The 14145-nt window shown below is 51.1% G+C and carries 13 protein-coding genes; 5 read left to right on the top strand and 8 right to left on the bottom strand.

Annotated elements, in window-relative coordinates; translation table 11 throughout:
- Positions 1 to 56 precede the first annotated feature (56 nt).
- Positions 57 to 1046, top strand: coding sequence for a lysozyme inhibitor LprI family protein (locus tag ACUY4S_RS20100; protein WP_312686988.1), 990 nt, complete (start codon positions 57 to 59; stop codon positions 1044 to 1046).
- Positions 1047 to 1073: 27 nt separating this feature from the next.
- Here ACUY4S_RS20100 and murP read toward each other — a convergent pair whose 3' ends face one another.
- Both murP and murQ read right to left on the bottom strand, forming a co-directional pair.
- Complete coding sequence (gene murP / locus ACUY4S_RS20095) at positions 1074 to 2513, bottom strand: PTS N-acetylmuramic acid transporter subunit IIBC (protein ID WP_312686990.1); 1440 nt, start codon at positions 2511 to 2513, stop codon at positions 1074 to 1076.
- Positions 2513 to 3424 (bottom strand): N-acetylmuramic acid 6-phosphate etherase, encoded by a 912-nt coding sequence (gene murQ / locus ACUY4S_RS20090; protein WP_458021694.1) that lies wholly within the window; start codon positions 3422 to 3424, stop codon positions 2513 to 2515. Before murQ ends, murP begins: the two co-directional genes overlap by 1 nt.
- A gap of 459 nt (positions 3425 to 3883) precedes the next feature.
- Here murQ and ACUY4S_RS20085 point away from each other — a divergent pair, with 459 nt between their 5' ends.
- Entirely contained in the window at positions 3884 to 4777 is an 894-nt protein-coding gene (locus ACUY4S_RS20085; RefSeq protein WP_458021693.1) for a sigma-54-dependent transcriptional regulator, read from the top strand.
- Between the two features lie 9 nt (positions 4778 to 4786).
- Here the strand turns inward: ACUY4S_RS20085 and ACUY4S_RS20080 are convergent, their stop codons facing one another.
- The 5 genes from ACUY4S_RS20080 to ACUY4S_RS20060 form a co-directional block, all read right to left on the bottom strand.
- Positions 4787 to 6055, bottom strand: coding sequence for an oligosaccharide MFS transporter (locus ACUY4S_RS20080; protein ID WP_312686996.1), 1269 nt, complete (start codon positions 6053 to 6055; stop codon positions 4787 to 4789).
- A 24-nt stretch (positions 6056 to 6079) separates the two neighbouring features.
- Positions 6080 to 7369: a BNR repeat-containing protein gene (locus ACUY4S_RS20075; RefSeq protein ID WP_458021692.1), complete on the bottom strand. Its 1290-nt coding sequence runs from the start codon at positions 7367 to 7369 to the stop codon at positions 6080 to 6082.
- Between the two features lie 224 nt (positions 7370 to 7593).
- Positions 7594 to 8064 (bottom strand): hypothetical protein, encoded by a 471-nt coding sequence (locus tag ACUY4S_RS20070; protein WP_312686999.1) that lies wholly within the window; start codon positions 8062 to 8064, stop codon positions 7594 to 7596.
- The gene (locus ACUY4S_RS20065) at positions 8036 to 9001 is read right to left on the bottom strand and encodes a winged helix-turn-helix domain-containing protein (protein ID WP_458021691.1); all 966 of its coding nucleotides are present in this window, start codon (positions 8999 to 9001) and stop codon (positions 8036 to 8038) included. The genes ACUY4S_RS20070 and ACUY4S_RS20065 overlap by 29 nt, the downstream gene beginning before the upstream one ends.
- A gap of 291 nt (positions 9002 to 9292) precedes the next feature.
- Positions 9293 to 10726 carry an aminotransferase-like domain-containing protein gene (locus ACUY4S_RS20060; RefSeq protein ID WP_458021690.1) on the bottom strand — a complete coding sequence of 478 codons (1434 nt, stop codon included), beginning with the start codon at positions 10724 to 10726 and terminating at the stop codon, positions 9293 to 9295.
- 175 nt (positions 10727 to 10901) lie between these two features.
- On the opposite strand from ACUY4S_RS20060, the gene ACUY4S_RS20055 reads away from it, so the two are divergent.
- Positions 10902 to 11066: a DUF1127 domain-containing protein gene (locus tag ACUY4S_RS20055; protein ID WP_312687004.1), complete on the top strand. Its 165-nt coding sequence runs from the start codon at positions 10902 to 10904 to the stop codon at positions 11064 to 11066.
- 101 nt (positions 11067 to 11167) lie between these two features.
- Positions 11168 to 11764: an ATP-dependent Clp protease proteolytic subunit gene (locus ACUY4S_RS20050; protein ID WP_409429799.1), complete on the top strand. Its 597-nt coding sequence runs from the start codon at positions 11168 to 11170 to the stop codon at positions 11762 to 11764.
- 51 nt (positions 11765 to 11815) lie between these two features.
- On the opposite strand, the gene ACUY4S_RS20045 is transcribed toward ACUY4S_RS20050, so the two are convergent.
- Positions 11816 to 12841, bottom strand: a complete 1026-nt coding sequence (locus ACUY4S_RS20045; RefSeq protein ID WP_312687008.1) for a hypothetical protein — start codon at positions 12839 to 12841, stop codon at positions 11816 to 11818.
- Positions 12842 to 13068: 227 nt separating this feature from the next.
- Here ACUY4S_RS20045 and ACUY4S_RS20040 point away from each other — a divergent pair, with 227 nt between their 5' ends.
- Positions 13069 to 14118, top strand: coding sequence for a DUF1176 domain-containing protein (locus ACUY4S_RS20040; protein WP_458021689.1), 1050 nt, complete (start codon positions 13069 to 13071; stop codon positions 14116 to 14118).
- Positions 14119 to 14145: the final 27 nt, after the last annotated feature.

The following is a 14145-nucleotide window of genomic DNA, read 5'->3' as shown; positions in this document are numbered from 1 at the left end:
AGCAAGACCGGTGAAAGAAACGTTCGGCTTATGCGCTTTTAGGGAGAACCGTTGCCATGCGTCATCACCTTTTTCTGGGTGGTATTCTGGTTTTATTTGCCTTATATGCAGAGAGCAGCTGGGCAGTAAACTGCCGACGCGCGGCAACTCCGCTGGAAAACACCATTTGTAATAACAGCGATCTGCGCTGGCTTGATGAAACTCTGGATGAAATCTGGCGTGCGCGTCTCGATCAGGACGACACGCGTCTGATCCGTAAGCAATACCAGGCGTGGGAAAGCGCCTTTCGCCAGTGCACGACAGATAATTGTATTCGTCGCGCTTATTATAAAGGCATCAATATGGTGTCGGACGTGAACCAGGATTTTAACTGGCAGGGAACCTGGTGGAATATGCAGGCACCGCATATGAGCGGCAGCGTATTGCAATTTAGCCACAACAGCGAGTGGAGCATCGGCACTGATATTCGCTTGTGGGCTGGCATTAACCGTCTGGCATTTACAGCAGAAGCCCGCAAAGTGCATGGTATGGTGCTGGTCGAGAATATTCATGATGTTAGCGACTGCTCAATCCTGATCATTCCAAAGCAGGATGGATCTTTACAGGTACACAGCAATGCGAACTGGGGATGTCGGCTGATCATGCCTGACGGCGCATTTATTGACGGACGTTACCAGCAGGGAAAAACCGACCCCCGACCGACCGCCACCTTACTCTCTCTTGGCGTGTTACCAACCCAGGCGCTGGACGATAAATTCCGCGCGCTGGCAGGGGAGGATTATCAGCAGTTTGTTGATACCGCCAGTGTCTTTATCTATGAGGGCGACAAAGACAATTTGGGCGCAACCGTGGTGTCAATGTGGCTGCGCGGGGCGGCCAACCGTCAGACCGCGATCATAATGTACACACCGCAGGGAGAGATCTGGGCTGCACGGCTTTACCCCCTCGCCGATGGAAAGTCTCAACTGCGCTACTTCACCACCCGCGATGATAAAACGCAGATTCCGCGCACTCTTGATATGTGGAAAGCGCGGTTTCAGCCGTAATTAATGGGCGGGCTCTTTGTGTGCGGCTCAACTGAGATCGACCGCTTTGTGCCCGAACCACCAGGTGGCAATAAAGCCGCAGCACCAGGAGACGGCCACACCCGCCGCGTACACCGCGATGCCCGCGAAGATCCCCTGTCCGGAAGTCATCAGCGGTAGCGCCACCAGCCCGGAAGGGCCGAACACCGTGTTGAGGCCAATCGGCAGACCAAACCAGGCGACGGTGCCAATAAAGAAACCGCCACAGGCACCGCCAATGCAGGCAGTCACAAAGGGTTTCACACGCGGTAGCGTAACCGCGTAAATCAGTGGTTCACCGACGCCCAACACGCCCGGAATAATCGCCCCGCGGATCTGGTTGCGGATGACGGCGTTCGGCGCGGCGCGGAAGTAGAGTGCCAAAGCGGCACCGACCTGACCGCCGCCCGCCATCGCCAGAATCGGAAACAACGAGTTAAAGCCCTGGGCGTCCATCAGCGCAAAATAGACCGGAATAAACCCCTGATGCACGCCGAATACCACCGCAATCAGGAACAGTCCCGCCAGCACCGCACAGCCAAACGGGTTACCGTTCAGATGCAGAAACAGCCACGACATACCTTTAAATAAGGCACCGCCGAGCGGCATGATCACCGTAAAGGCCAGCGCGCCAGTGACCAGCAGGGTCAGCAGCGACGTGAGGATCATATCAAGATTATCCGGCACGATTTTGCGGATCTGGCGTTCGATCCATGCGCCAAGGATGGCGGCGATCAGGATGCCGATAATATTGCCGCGCGGATCAATCGCCATTCCAAAGAAATTATCGATACCGGAGAAATAGCCAACTGTGGCTTTCGGATCGTAACCCAGTACAAACAGCGCTGCGATAATGGCGCCATTTACGCCGCTGCCGCCAAAGGCTTTTTGCGCGTTATAACCAATCAGAATTGGCAGGAAAGTAAATAGCCCTTTGCCAAAAATTTTCATATAGCCAACGATATGCGCCACTGTTCCACTCTTTGACGTGGCGCTGGTCAGCAGGCTTTGTTCAATTAAGGTCGCAAAGCCGAGCAGCATCCCGGCGGCGATAAAACCCGGGATCAACGGCGTAAAAATCGTGGCAAATTTTGACAAAAACTGGTGAAGCTGGCTGGTTTGCCGGGCCTTCATTTGCTGTTTAGTGTCGCGTGCAATGCTTTGTAGCGAGGCTGCATCGGCGGGAGAATGTTCACGGTCCAGTTGCTCATTAAGCATGTCAGCGGCGGTCTGGGCTTTGCCTGGCCCTACAATGATCTGTAATTGATCATCGCTATTCACCACGCCCAGAACGCCAGGCAGTGTTCTTAGCTCGTCCTGCTCCACCAGCGCTTCATTATGTAAGGTCAGGCGCAGGCGCGTCATACAGTTGCCGCAGGTTTTTATGTTCTCCCTGCCGCCGACATGTTGCACGATACTGGCAATAAGTTGCCCGGTGATTTTTGCCATTACTTCATTCCCGCGTTATTCAATGCCTGACGAATAAACCCGCCGTTGTCCTGCAACAGCTGCGCTGCCTGTGTGGCGCTAAGCTGGCCGAGCACCATCACAATGGCTGTTTTGCAGTGCCCCTTACACGCTTCAAGCGCCTGGGCTGCCGTCTGCTTATCGCAGTCGGTGGCCTGCATCACAATATTGATTTGCCGCTGCACCAGCTTCTGGTTGGTGGCTTCCACATCGACCATCAGGTTGCCGTAGACCTTGCCGCTACGGATCATTGCGCCGGTAGTAAGCATATTCAGCACCAGTTTCTGCGCGGTGCCTGCTTTCATTCGTGAAGAGCCGGTGACCACTTCTGGCCCCACCACTGGAACAATCGCAATCTTCGCAACCTGAGCCATTTCGCTGCCCTCGTTACAGGTCAGGGCGACTGTTGTTGCGCCGAGGCTATTGGCGTATTCCAGCGCGGCAATGACGTATGGCGTGCGACCGCTGGCGGCAATGCCGACCAGCACATCATTTTCGCTGAAGTTAAGCGCCTTGAGATCGTCAACGCCCTGCGCCCGGTTATCCTCTGCGTTCTCCACCGCCTGTAAAATGGCGCGATGGCCGCCCGCAATCAGCCCGACCACTTGCTCCCGTGGCGTACCATAGGTAGGGGGACATTCGCTGGCGTCCAGGATCCCCAGACGACCGGATGTCCCTGCGCCGGAATATATTAAGCGCCCGCCCCGGCGAAACGCGCTGACAATGGCATCTACCGCCTGGGTGATCGCAGGAATGGTTTTTTCCACCGCCAGGGCCACTTTCTGATCTTCTGTGTTGATCACCCGTAGCATCTCTTCGGTCGAAAGCATGTCGATGTCTGCACTTGCCGGGTTGCGGCCTTCAGTCGTCAGTCTGGATAGATCAATATTCATCAGCGTCTCGCTTCACTTTTTTGGCGTATCTTCTCTGCCGCGTGTTACGGCACTCTGTAAGGAATAATATATTATTAGATAATATAAAAATAAGAATAATTTATTCATGGTGAGAGCGAAAGGGACTAACTGTGATGGCGTTCATAAAATCCCCTTCCGCCCTTTGCTCACCAGGACGAGAAAGTGCCAGCAGGCATACAAAATTTCTCAACTGACATTAAGCTCGAGGTTGAGATATTTATTGATATATTATTTGATCTTTTCATGCCAGGACGCGTTTTTATGTATCTCTCTGTTTTTAAATTATTAATATTTTAATATCAGCAATTATTAAGACTTTCATTTCGCTATCTGTATAATTCGTGGTGCTGAGAATACTTGAGTTATTTGCCCTGCCATGTCCGCAGAATTTTTATGTGGCATTCAGGGCTTTTTTTTCGGAATTTAACAGAGGTGGATATGTGTATTTTAAATGATAGCAGTGCCATTTATAATCATGAGTTAATTGCTCACGCGCCGGAAAGTATTAATCTCTTTACCTCCGTCCAGCGATTGACACAATTTCCGGCCTCTGTGCTTATCACCGGTGAAACCGGGAGTGGTAAAGGGTTTCTGGCCCGTTATATTCACCGGTGCACCCGCGAAAATAATGCGCCTTATGTCGAAATTTATTGTGATGCGCTGACACAGTTTGCTGAAAAGTTTTCACAGGCCTGTGGCGGTACGCTGGTTATAAAAAATATTGGTAATTTGCCGCTGGGCAGACAGAATGAATTACTGAGCATGCTTGAGGAACAGGAATCTGCGAATTTTGGAACTGTACCGCCTGTTCATTTGATTGTTACCACGAATAGAGATTTATACGATGAAGTGAGCGCCGGGCGTTTTAACGGCGACCTGTTTTATCGTATTGCTGTTCTTTCATTGCATGTTTCGCCCTTGCGCGACCGTAAACAGGACATCTTGCCGTTGTTTATGCACTTTATGCACAAGTATGGGGCATGCCAGCCAGAGACCAAATCACTGAGCGAAGAGGCGCGTCTGGCGATGCTAAACCACGCCTGGCCGGGGAATCTTCGCGAACTGGAAAATGCAGTCCAGCGTAGTTTGATTTTAAGCGATGAGCATAAAATCACGACAGCCGATTTAGGGATCGCTTCACCTTATCCGGCGACGGCAACAGAACAAGCGGCAATCGTTAATGTCCGCCAGCAGGGGCGCCGTGCCGAACACGATTACATTCTTGGGTTGCTGGAACGCCACGGCGGTAATAAAACCAAAACGGCGGCTTTTTTGGGCATCACACCCCGGGCGTTACGTTATCGCCTCGCGTCCATGCGAGACAAATCCTGAGTCGGTTTGCTACTTACTTTGCGGCAGCGTATTGACCGTGATTTCGTCAACATTGTCAGGAAGTATTCTGGTTTGCCTGCCAAGGAACTTGATCCCGATAAGGGTAATCAACCACGCGATGCAACCCATCACCATATACGTCGCCGCAAATCCATGCTTGTCGTAATAATGCCCGGCGATGGGATTGATGGCCGTAATACCAAGATAGTTAAAACAGCCCAGCACCATATAAATGGTTCCGGTCAGGCGTTTGTCGAAGTTATCGGCAAGGAACTTAAAGATAGATACCAACAGCAGCGCCATCTCCAGGCCGTACATCGGTTTAATAACAATAATCATCCACGGATGGGTCGCCAGCGACGAAAGCACCAGCCGCAGTCCGATCACAAAACCGGCCAGCAGTAGCCCGTTACGCGCGCCAATTCGATTGATCAAAAAGGGCACGGAAAACATCAGCACGAACTCACAGGCAGACTGTACAAAGCCCATATAACCCAGTACTGCGTTGCCTGTTTGATGATCGGCAAAAAAGGTCACGAAATAGCGGGGAAATTGCTGCTCTGCACTCTGCATCATCCAGATAATACCGCCGTAAAACAGCATCAGTACCCAAAAGCTGGCATGGCGAAACAGCATCCGCACATCTTTTTTATTCACCACTTCTTTTCGTGATGCATTCACGGCCTGCCAGTCAATGCCTTCGCCTTCGGTTTTAAGTGTGGTCAGGATAATCAACACCGCCAGCCCACCGCAGGAGGTAATAATGAAATTAATATGCGGGTTCATATTGAAGAGCTGGCCGGCAAAAATGGACGCCACGGCCCAGCCCAGCGAGCCCCACATTCTTACCCGGCCAAATTCAAAGCCGAATGCCCGGCTGTAGCGGTCCGCATAGGTTTCGAACACCAGCACGCCCGCCAGATAAGCCGTACCCAGATAAAGCCCGCCAATGATCATACCCGCAATCATGTGGGTGGTTAGCAAGGTCTGATAGACAAAAATAAAAAACGGCGCGGCGAAAATAGAGGCGATAGCAACGGCAATCAGCAGCGGTTTTTTCAAACCCAGCTTATCCATAATAAAACCAAAAATCGGTTTTATCGCCAGTGCAAATAAGGCATTTATCGACAGGGTATAGCCAATTTGTGTACTGCTAAAACCAATGCTGTCGCCCAGCCAGATAGCCAGAAATGACCAACTGGTAGACCAGGCAAAATAGAATAAAAACAGGCACAGGCTGATACGGATGTAGGCACTTTTCGAGGCAGCGGAGATCATTATTGTATCCTCTTGTTATAAAGCTCACGCGTGAAGGCGAATCAGCGTCAGTTTTCCTGGGGGTACCGGGTTGTCAGAAGGAACATCTCTCTGGATGGGCAGCGCTTCCCAGCGTAAAAAATGCGTAGGCTGATGCTGGTAAAGTTCAGGTATTATTTGCACTTGTGCCTGGGGGGCAATGTCATCGACCACCTGATAGAAATGCGCAGGGAGCGGTGTAATCGCACCATATTCAGTCTGCGTTACGGCCAGGGTCTCCTCATCCAGATACCAGCGTCCGCTGGTACCGTCAGGCTGCTGAAATTCCACATACAGGCCACCGTCGGCAATGTGCGGCGCAGAGATAATCACTTCCGGCGGAATTGAGCCCATGCCATGAAAATCCCAGCGAAAATCCCAGCGGCTTAGCAATTTAATCACCCAGTTCCCCTGACGTGCATGGGCGATCCAGGCCTGCGAAAAGCCATCAGCATCGTAGCGATGCCAGGTGATCAATACCCGGCCCTGGCTATCGAAACCGATATTCTGGCTCATATTGATCAGCCCCTGTTCAACTGGCGCAGGATCAACAACATCGCCGCTCTCCAGCGTGATGGGTAGCGTCAGCGGTTCGCCGCGCTGCGTGAACCAGTGGATCATATCCGGGCTACGGGCATAGGAAAGATCATGGCAGGTTTCACAGTGAGGTGTGTCGCGCCACATCCAGATCATATGCCACTGATTATCGGGGCCGAAAAGGGGCAGACGTGCGTAAGCATTGCGTAAGCCATTTCCACTCAGTAACGGGCTTTCCAGCAGCCTGAGCCAGCGTTGTTCGCTATCGCTCCAGCGATTATAAATGTCATCGCCGTTGCCGCTTTCGCCATCGCGGTAGCGGAAAAGTAACTCGCCATCGCGGCCGTTAAAAAATAACGGATAGGTCGCACTCTCTTCTCTTATACCGGTCATCGTTCCCTGAACCAGAGAGTGAATATCGTAAGGACGTGTTGACCGGAACCAGACCATTTTGTCTTTATGCATATTACCCGCCAGATGCAGGTGCCCCTGATTATCCATAGCCAGCGTCAGGTAATTGTGGCTGTCGTACCCGGTCTGGTGCATAAATCTGTTTTTATCTGCCAGCCATTCACCGGTGGGGTGACTCACCTGCCACGCGCCTTTATCGCGTGGGCGGCTGGCAACGGTAATACAATGTTCTGCGTTGTAATAAGCAACGTAATATTTATCTTTAACTAGTAGCGCATATTCAACGGTAAACCCGGCGCAGCATTCGCCGATGGTGGATACTTCAATTTCTCGTTTTACTTGAGACATCTTTTTGTCCTGTTAATTTCCGTCAAAAATAATCATTCGGCCAGCCGTTCAGGGAAGAAGAATAGAGAGTATTGTCGTCAAGGAATTGTTATCTTTGTCACATATGACGGGATGAAAGGAAATAACTCCAGGTAAAGTTTAAAAATATGTATTGAGAATTTACCATACGGCTTGTTTATTTAATTTTATTGCACTTCACTGTGATGTTTTCTGAAGCGGGTCTGTTAGCGGTCTTCCAACGGGTAGAGATAAATCATACCGTTGGGCATGCTCATCAGTGGGGTGTCGCTGGCCTCTGTTTGCTGTATCCAGAAGGGGGTCTGCGACAGTAAATCCAGGTTGCCATCAAGGATGCGACTGTTTTGCGAAGGCATAAAATAGACGGGCCGATAGGAAAAGTAGTGCTGGTTTCCCTGTTGGCGGATCCGCGTAAAGTTGCCTTTCAGCACAAATTGATTATCGTTCGGACTGGTTATATTGCTCTGGATGGTGTTGCCCGATGTGATCATGCGTGTATCGTACAGCTCTTTCTGGCGTAGCATCAGGTCGTAAAAACCTAACTGCATACTGACGCTGACGTTCTGTTTCAGCGGGTTTTGCGTTGGAATCAAAATATAACCCGCCAGTGCGGCAATAATCCCACCGGTTAGCAGCACAAACGACAATTTAAGGCGTGTTGCAGGATGCCATTTCATTGAGCTTTCTCCGGGTTTCACTCAGGATTAAATTATTCAGCAGTGCCGGGTTTGACCGGGCGTGATCTATCTGCATCGCCAGGATCTTTTCTTCACAGGGCGTGCGTAACCGAAAAGTGTAATTCAGGGTTTGATTAACGCTGTGGTAGAAAACACTCATCTGCGTGGATTTGGATTTAAGCTGCTGGTCTAAAATATAAAAACTCTCTTTGAGTTGCAGGTACGTTTTTTCCTGAACGGGTAAATCACCGTGGGTATCAAGAATGACAAAAAGATGAATATGGCTGTAAACATTTTTCGCGATTTCCTGGGCGACGGAGGGCGGGTTGCGGTGCGCAGCCTGATAACCGAGGGCACCAAGAAAAAAGGCGATAACCAGCACCGCAAACAGCAGAACCGTGGAGTGGTTTAAGCTTGCAGGCAGTGCCGTCACGGAAGGCGTCAGCGTCTGTGGAAGCGTCAGTGTTTCAGTTGGCGTTGGGGCTTCAGGAGGCGTTGGTGGCGCGAAAGTCGGTGGGGGTGGGGCGGGAGGCGGTACCTGAAAAGCCCTCTCCGTCTCATACTGTGCAGGCAGCTCGCTGCCGAGGTTGAGCTCCTCTTCCTCCCGTTCTACTTTCCGGCAATATTCCGGCTCCAGCACGTAACCCCGTTTCGGGATGGTACGAATGATGCGTTGCTGTTTGCCGTCATCTTCCAGCGCAGCGCGCAACGCATGAATGGCGTTGGGCAGGCTATTGTTGCCAATGACCCGACGCTCCCAGACCAAATCCGTGAGTTCTTCGCGGGTGAAAATTTTCCCCGCATTTTGCTGCAGTAAATCCAGCAGGCGAAGTTGATAAGCGCCAAGCCGTTTACGCTCCCCGGTGATTAAATGGAGAACGGAACCTGAAGGCAGATCAATGAGCCAGTTGTTAACGGTGTAGTACGTTTTGTTCATAACATTTCATGCCAGCTTTTATTAATGAAAATTCTCATTTTGATCCGGCCAGAATGTTAATTATGCATGGCTTAACTAACTATGGATGCACAGGATATTTCATTCATTTTATTCTACAGTCTCAGTCGATGTTGTTCCACTGTGATAATGTTAAATGATGTGCTAAAAACGATTGCGGTATATATATTTCCGCTTTGCTGAACGGCGGAAATATACTTTCCGTTTTTATTAATCTTTTGATTTGCAATAAATAAAGTTACCGGGCGTAATTACCCGGTAGGCAAATACTCATCACGCGTTACAAGAGGGAGTCTCATCGATCGCATTGTGGATCACCGTCCCCAGATGTTTAATCGCTTCCCGGTTGGTGTCGCTAAGCGGCAGGGCACAGTTAAGCCGCAGGCAGTTACGATACTTGCCAGAGGCTGAAAACAGCGACCCTGGGGCGACCTGGATTTTTAAACGGCATAACGCACGGGAGACACAGACCATATCCACGCTTTCGGGTAGTTCCACCCATAACATGTACCCGCCCTGTGGGCGTGTTACGCAGATTCCACAAGGGAAATACTGACGTACCCAGCAGGTGTAAGTTTCCAACTGGTGCTGGTAAATCTGGCGCATACGCCGCAAATGCCGATGGTAGTGGCCGTCGCGAATAAATGCTGCGACCGCCAGTTGTGTGCTCGGTACATTGGTGCCAATAGCGGCATATTTTTTATGTAATACCCGGTCGTGATAGCGACCCGGCGCAATCCAGCCAACCCGCAGACCCGGCGCAACAGTTTTAGTCACCGAGCTGCAGAGCAATACGCGGCCGTCGATATCATACGATTTGATGGTGCGAGGGCGGGGGTATTCGCACGCCAGCTCGCCGTAAATATCGTCCTCAAAAATCACAATATCGTGGCGTTGCGCCAGCGACAGTACGGCTTTTTTACGCGCCTCCGGCATAATAAAACCGAGCGGATTATTACAGTTAGGCACCAGGATAACGCCTTTAATCGGCCACTGTTCCAGCGCCAGCTCCAGCGCTTCAAGACGGATCCCTACATTGGGATCCGTCGGGATTTCAATCGCTTTAATATCCAGCCCGCGCAGCAGTTGCATGGTGCCGTAATAGGAAGGGGACTCGACAGCAACAATATCGCCCGGCTGGCATACGGCCAGCAGCGCCAGGGTGAGTGCCGCGTGGCAGCCACTGGCGATAATTATCTCATCGGCATTCAGCGAGGTGCCGCCATCCAGCATCAGGCGGGCAATTTGTTCACGCAGTTCGTGGCGGCCTGGCAGCGTGTCGTAGCTCAGTGCGTCATGTAACTGATGTTGGATAACGCGGTTCATTTCACGCCACAGCGGTTTTAACGTCGGTTGCGTAATATCTGGCGCGCCTCCGCCAAAGGCAATGATCTCTTTGTCGGTGCGGGCGTCGAGGAGGGTTAATACCTCATCCCACTGCGTAACTTCTACCGGCCTTTGCACCGGGCGCGACATTGCCGGGACCGGAGGCTGGGCTTTACGCGGCGCGACAAAATAACCGGAGCGTGGCTGGGGGGTGATCAACTGCAGCTTTTCCAGCACCAGGTAGGCCTGCTGCACGGTGCTGATGCTCACGCCATGCTCCTGACTCAGGCTGCGCACCGACGGCAGTTTTTCACCTGCACGGTATAAACCTTGCTCAATACGTTCCCCCAGCAGCGTAGCCAGATGTTGGTAGCGTGTCATGCTGTATCCTTTCTTGTCGCCATACAGATTATGAAACCAGTACAGATTGGCGCTATTTTTGCGATTCAGAAGTTGTTTTAAGCGATCTGTATGTTAAAGAAAAGTAATTTCTGAATCTGTATTGCAAGCGACATTTACAGCGATGATAAGGCTCTTTCTGGTGAGGAGCTTAGGTATGGAATTCAATGAGAATCGGCCACATCGTCCGTTTATTGGTTTTGTTTTACTCTGGCGCAAAATGCAGCGTCTGCGGGAGCGCTGGCAAACGCGCCGGTTGCTGAGGGCGCTCAGTGACGAACAGCTAAAAGATTTAGGGCTGCGCCGCGATGAGGTTGGCTAATGGTCCGGAAAGTGCGGAGATAACATCTTGTTATTTCCGCTTATCCTGGCTTGGGCTATGCTTAGCTGCATAACCTGAAGGGGAGAAAGCACATGCACTTTATGAATGACAACGACGACGAGCAAAAAGAGAAAGAAACGGGCAATGTTTCCCAACTGATGCAGCAAAAACTGCTGGATTCCCGCTCCATTATTATTTCCGGGGAAATTAACCAGGCACTTACCGAAAAAGTAGTGACACAGCTCCTGCTGCTGCAGGGCATTAGCGATGCGCCGATCAAGATCTATTTAAACAGCCAGGGCGGACATGTCGAAGCTGCGGATACCATCCACGACATGATCAAATTTATCACCCCAGAGGTGCACATTATTGGTACCGGCTGGGTGGCCAGTGCCGGGATCACTATCCTGCTGGCAGCAAAAAAAGAGCACCGTTATTCACTGCCGAATACCCGCTTTATGATCCATCAGCCGCTGGGTGGCGTGCGTGGTCAGGCGAGCGATATTGAGATTGAAGCGAAAGAGATCATTCGTACCCTCGAGCGCGTCAACCGTATGATCGCCGAAGCGACAGGTCAGCCGGTAGACAAAGTGAAGCAGGACACGGATCGCAACTTCTGGATGAACACCAAAGAAGCCATCGACTACGGTATTGTTTCCCGCGTGGTGAAATCTTACGGTGAACTGAATCTTAATTAATCAGCTGCCATGAATGATGTCCAGCCAGTGACCAGCCGGCTGGACGTTGTATTATTCCGCAACGAATACCGCTTCGCTGTCTATATCGAAATGCATATACTCCAGCGGAAGCTGGTGCAACGCCCGTAACCGTGCGATATAGGCATTATCTTCTGCTGTCGCCGGGGTGATTCCAACCACAACCATTTTACTGATATTTACAGCGTTATCGTGTCGGTAGGCATATTCCAGTAATTGGCCTATCGCCTCACGAATACAATATGAAACATGCGCATGGGTTTTTATTTCATAAAACGAGTAAGTATTTTCATTTTCCTGTACGACCAGATCGATGCGCGTGCCATACCCGGTGTTTTGTTCTGTGCTTACGCGGTCTTCGCCAACTTGCTGGCAGAGCGCGGTATATAACGCGTCCTGTATTGCATTGTGGATGTAACTGATCTCGGTTCGATAACCCCCGCCGCTGCGCTCACCGCGCTCCGGTTTAGACCGATGGCCCGCTTTAAAATCGAACGTTGCCGCGCGAGGCGTCTGAAGAGGAAGCTGAACAAAATTAATGAGGTTATAGTAGTTTGATTTTACGGCTTCATCGTGATGGTCAAAAATATACGGCTCACATAGTCGTAAGTTTTGCGGCTTAAACTTAATGGTAAAAAAATCGCCTTTGTCGATTGAGCCTAATATATCGCCATCAACGTCAACTTCATTAAGCTGGGATTGCATTTCATCGTACCAGCCTTTTTCTTTGTATTGCTTTAATATCCGACGAGATTCTTTCGGTGACACCAGCTCAACATCTAAAATTTCTCCCAGCCAATAACGTGTATTTTTCTTTTTTTCGTTTTTGATGGTGTATAAATTGATATCGATTGCGTCACCCGTGCGGTCTGTTCCCGCTACGGATTGCAAATAAGCGTAATGATAGCCATCAATGAGTTTTTCGGTGTCGAATAACCACTCCTCATGACCAAATCCATGCTGATATTCGTAGCTGCTGCTATTCACTGACTTGCCTTCACGCCCGGATGGCGCACGCCAGTACTTATCGTTCCAGCATATTCTTGAGATTTTTTTCACTGTGTAAATCCTTTTTTATTCCGTTTTCTTATTGTTTTTTAATGAGTTATCAGGCTTATCTTAGGGCAGATGTTAGCAGGTAGCCAGCCACCATAAGTTGCAGGTTTTCCTTTTTCGCAGGCGACGTGTGGGCGCGATCATCCTCTTAACATGCAGACTAAAAATCCACTTCTCCCTGACAGATAATTTCTGCACACTGTTCCCATTTCTCATTACGGAGTGATGGCATGAATAGCAGTATTAAGGCGACGCTGGTGATGGCAGCGACGCTTACCCTTCCCGCGCTGGCAGGGCACAGCGGCGTCTCGTTCGATCATAAAGATTGGGAAGTCGTGTGCGATAACACCCTGACCTGCCGTGCAGCAGGCTATAGCGCGGAAGAAGAAGCCAGCGGATCTGTGCTGATTACTCGCAAAGCCGGGCCGGACACGCCTGTCACGGTGGATGTGGTGCTGGCAGAAATGGAAGCCGATGATTCAACGCAGCAGGCAAAACTGACGCTATGGATCGACGGCAAATCACAAGGCGATGTCACCGCGGAAGACAGCGATACCTGGCGCTTATCAGACGAACAGGCCCGTAACCTTATTGCTGCCGTGAAAGGCAGTAGCAAGGTTGAGTTTAAGGGCGGCGCGAAGCCATTTGTGTTGTCGGGCGAGGGGGCCTCCGCTGTGCTGTTGAAATTCGACGACGTGCAGGGGCGCGTCGGTACACCGGGAGCGCTGAGCAAAAAGGGTGATAAAGCTGAAAGTACGGTGACGCCTGCGGTGGCGGCTCCGGTGATTCAGGCCGTTTCGGTGGAAGGCGGCGAGGATCGCGCGCTGACAGAGGCGGAAGCCAGGGCGCTAACGCCGCGTTTACTGGCAGCCGTGTCGAAAGAAAATGCGTGCGATCGTCTGTCGACACCCGCCGAACCTGTCATTGAAGGCGATAATGATATAACGCTGACGCCGCTGGACAGTAAGCACGCGTTAATTTCCACGCTCTGCTGGCGCGGGGCCTACAACGAAGGTTACGGCTATTGGGTTATCGACAAGGCTTTGAAGGGCAACCCGCAATTTATCACTAACTCGGCCTCCGATTATGGCGATGGTGTGATTTCCCTCGGCCAGCGTGGTCGCGGTATTGGTGACTGCTGGGCATCGGCGGAGTGGGTCTGGGACGGGGAAACCTTCCGTAAGAGCAGCGAGGCAACCACCGGGATGTGCCGCTATATTCGCGCAGGCGGCACCTGGGATTTGCCGGAGTTTGTGACCGAAGTGAAAGCCGCGAAGTAATGTTTCCCGGCGGTGTGGCTCAGACTG

It is taken from the genome of Kosakonia beeri, from assembly GCF_054165705.1.
Note: the sequence above shows the minus strand (reverse complement) of the source record. Positions and strands in the feature narration are given on the sequence as shown.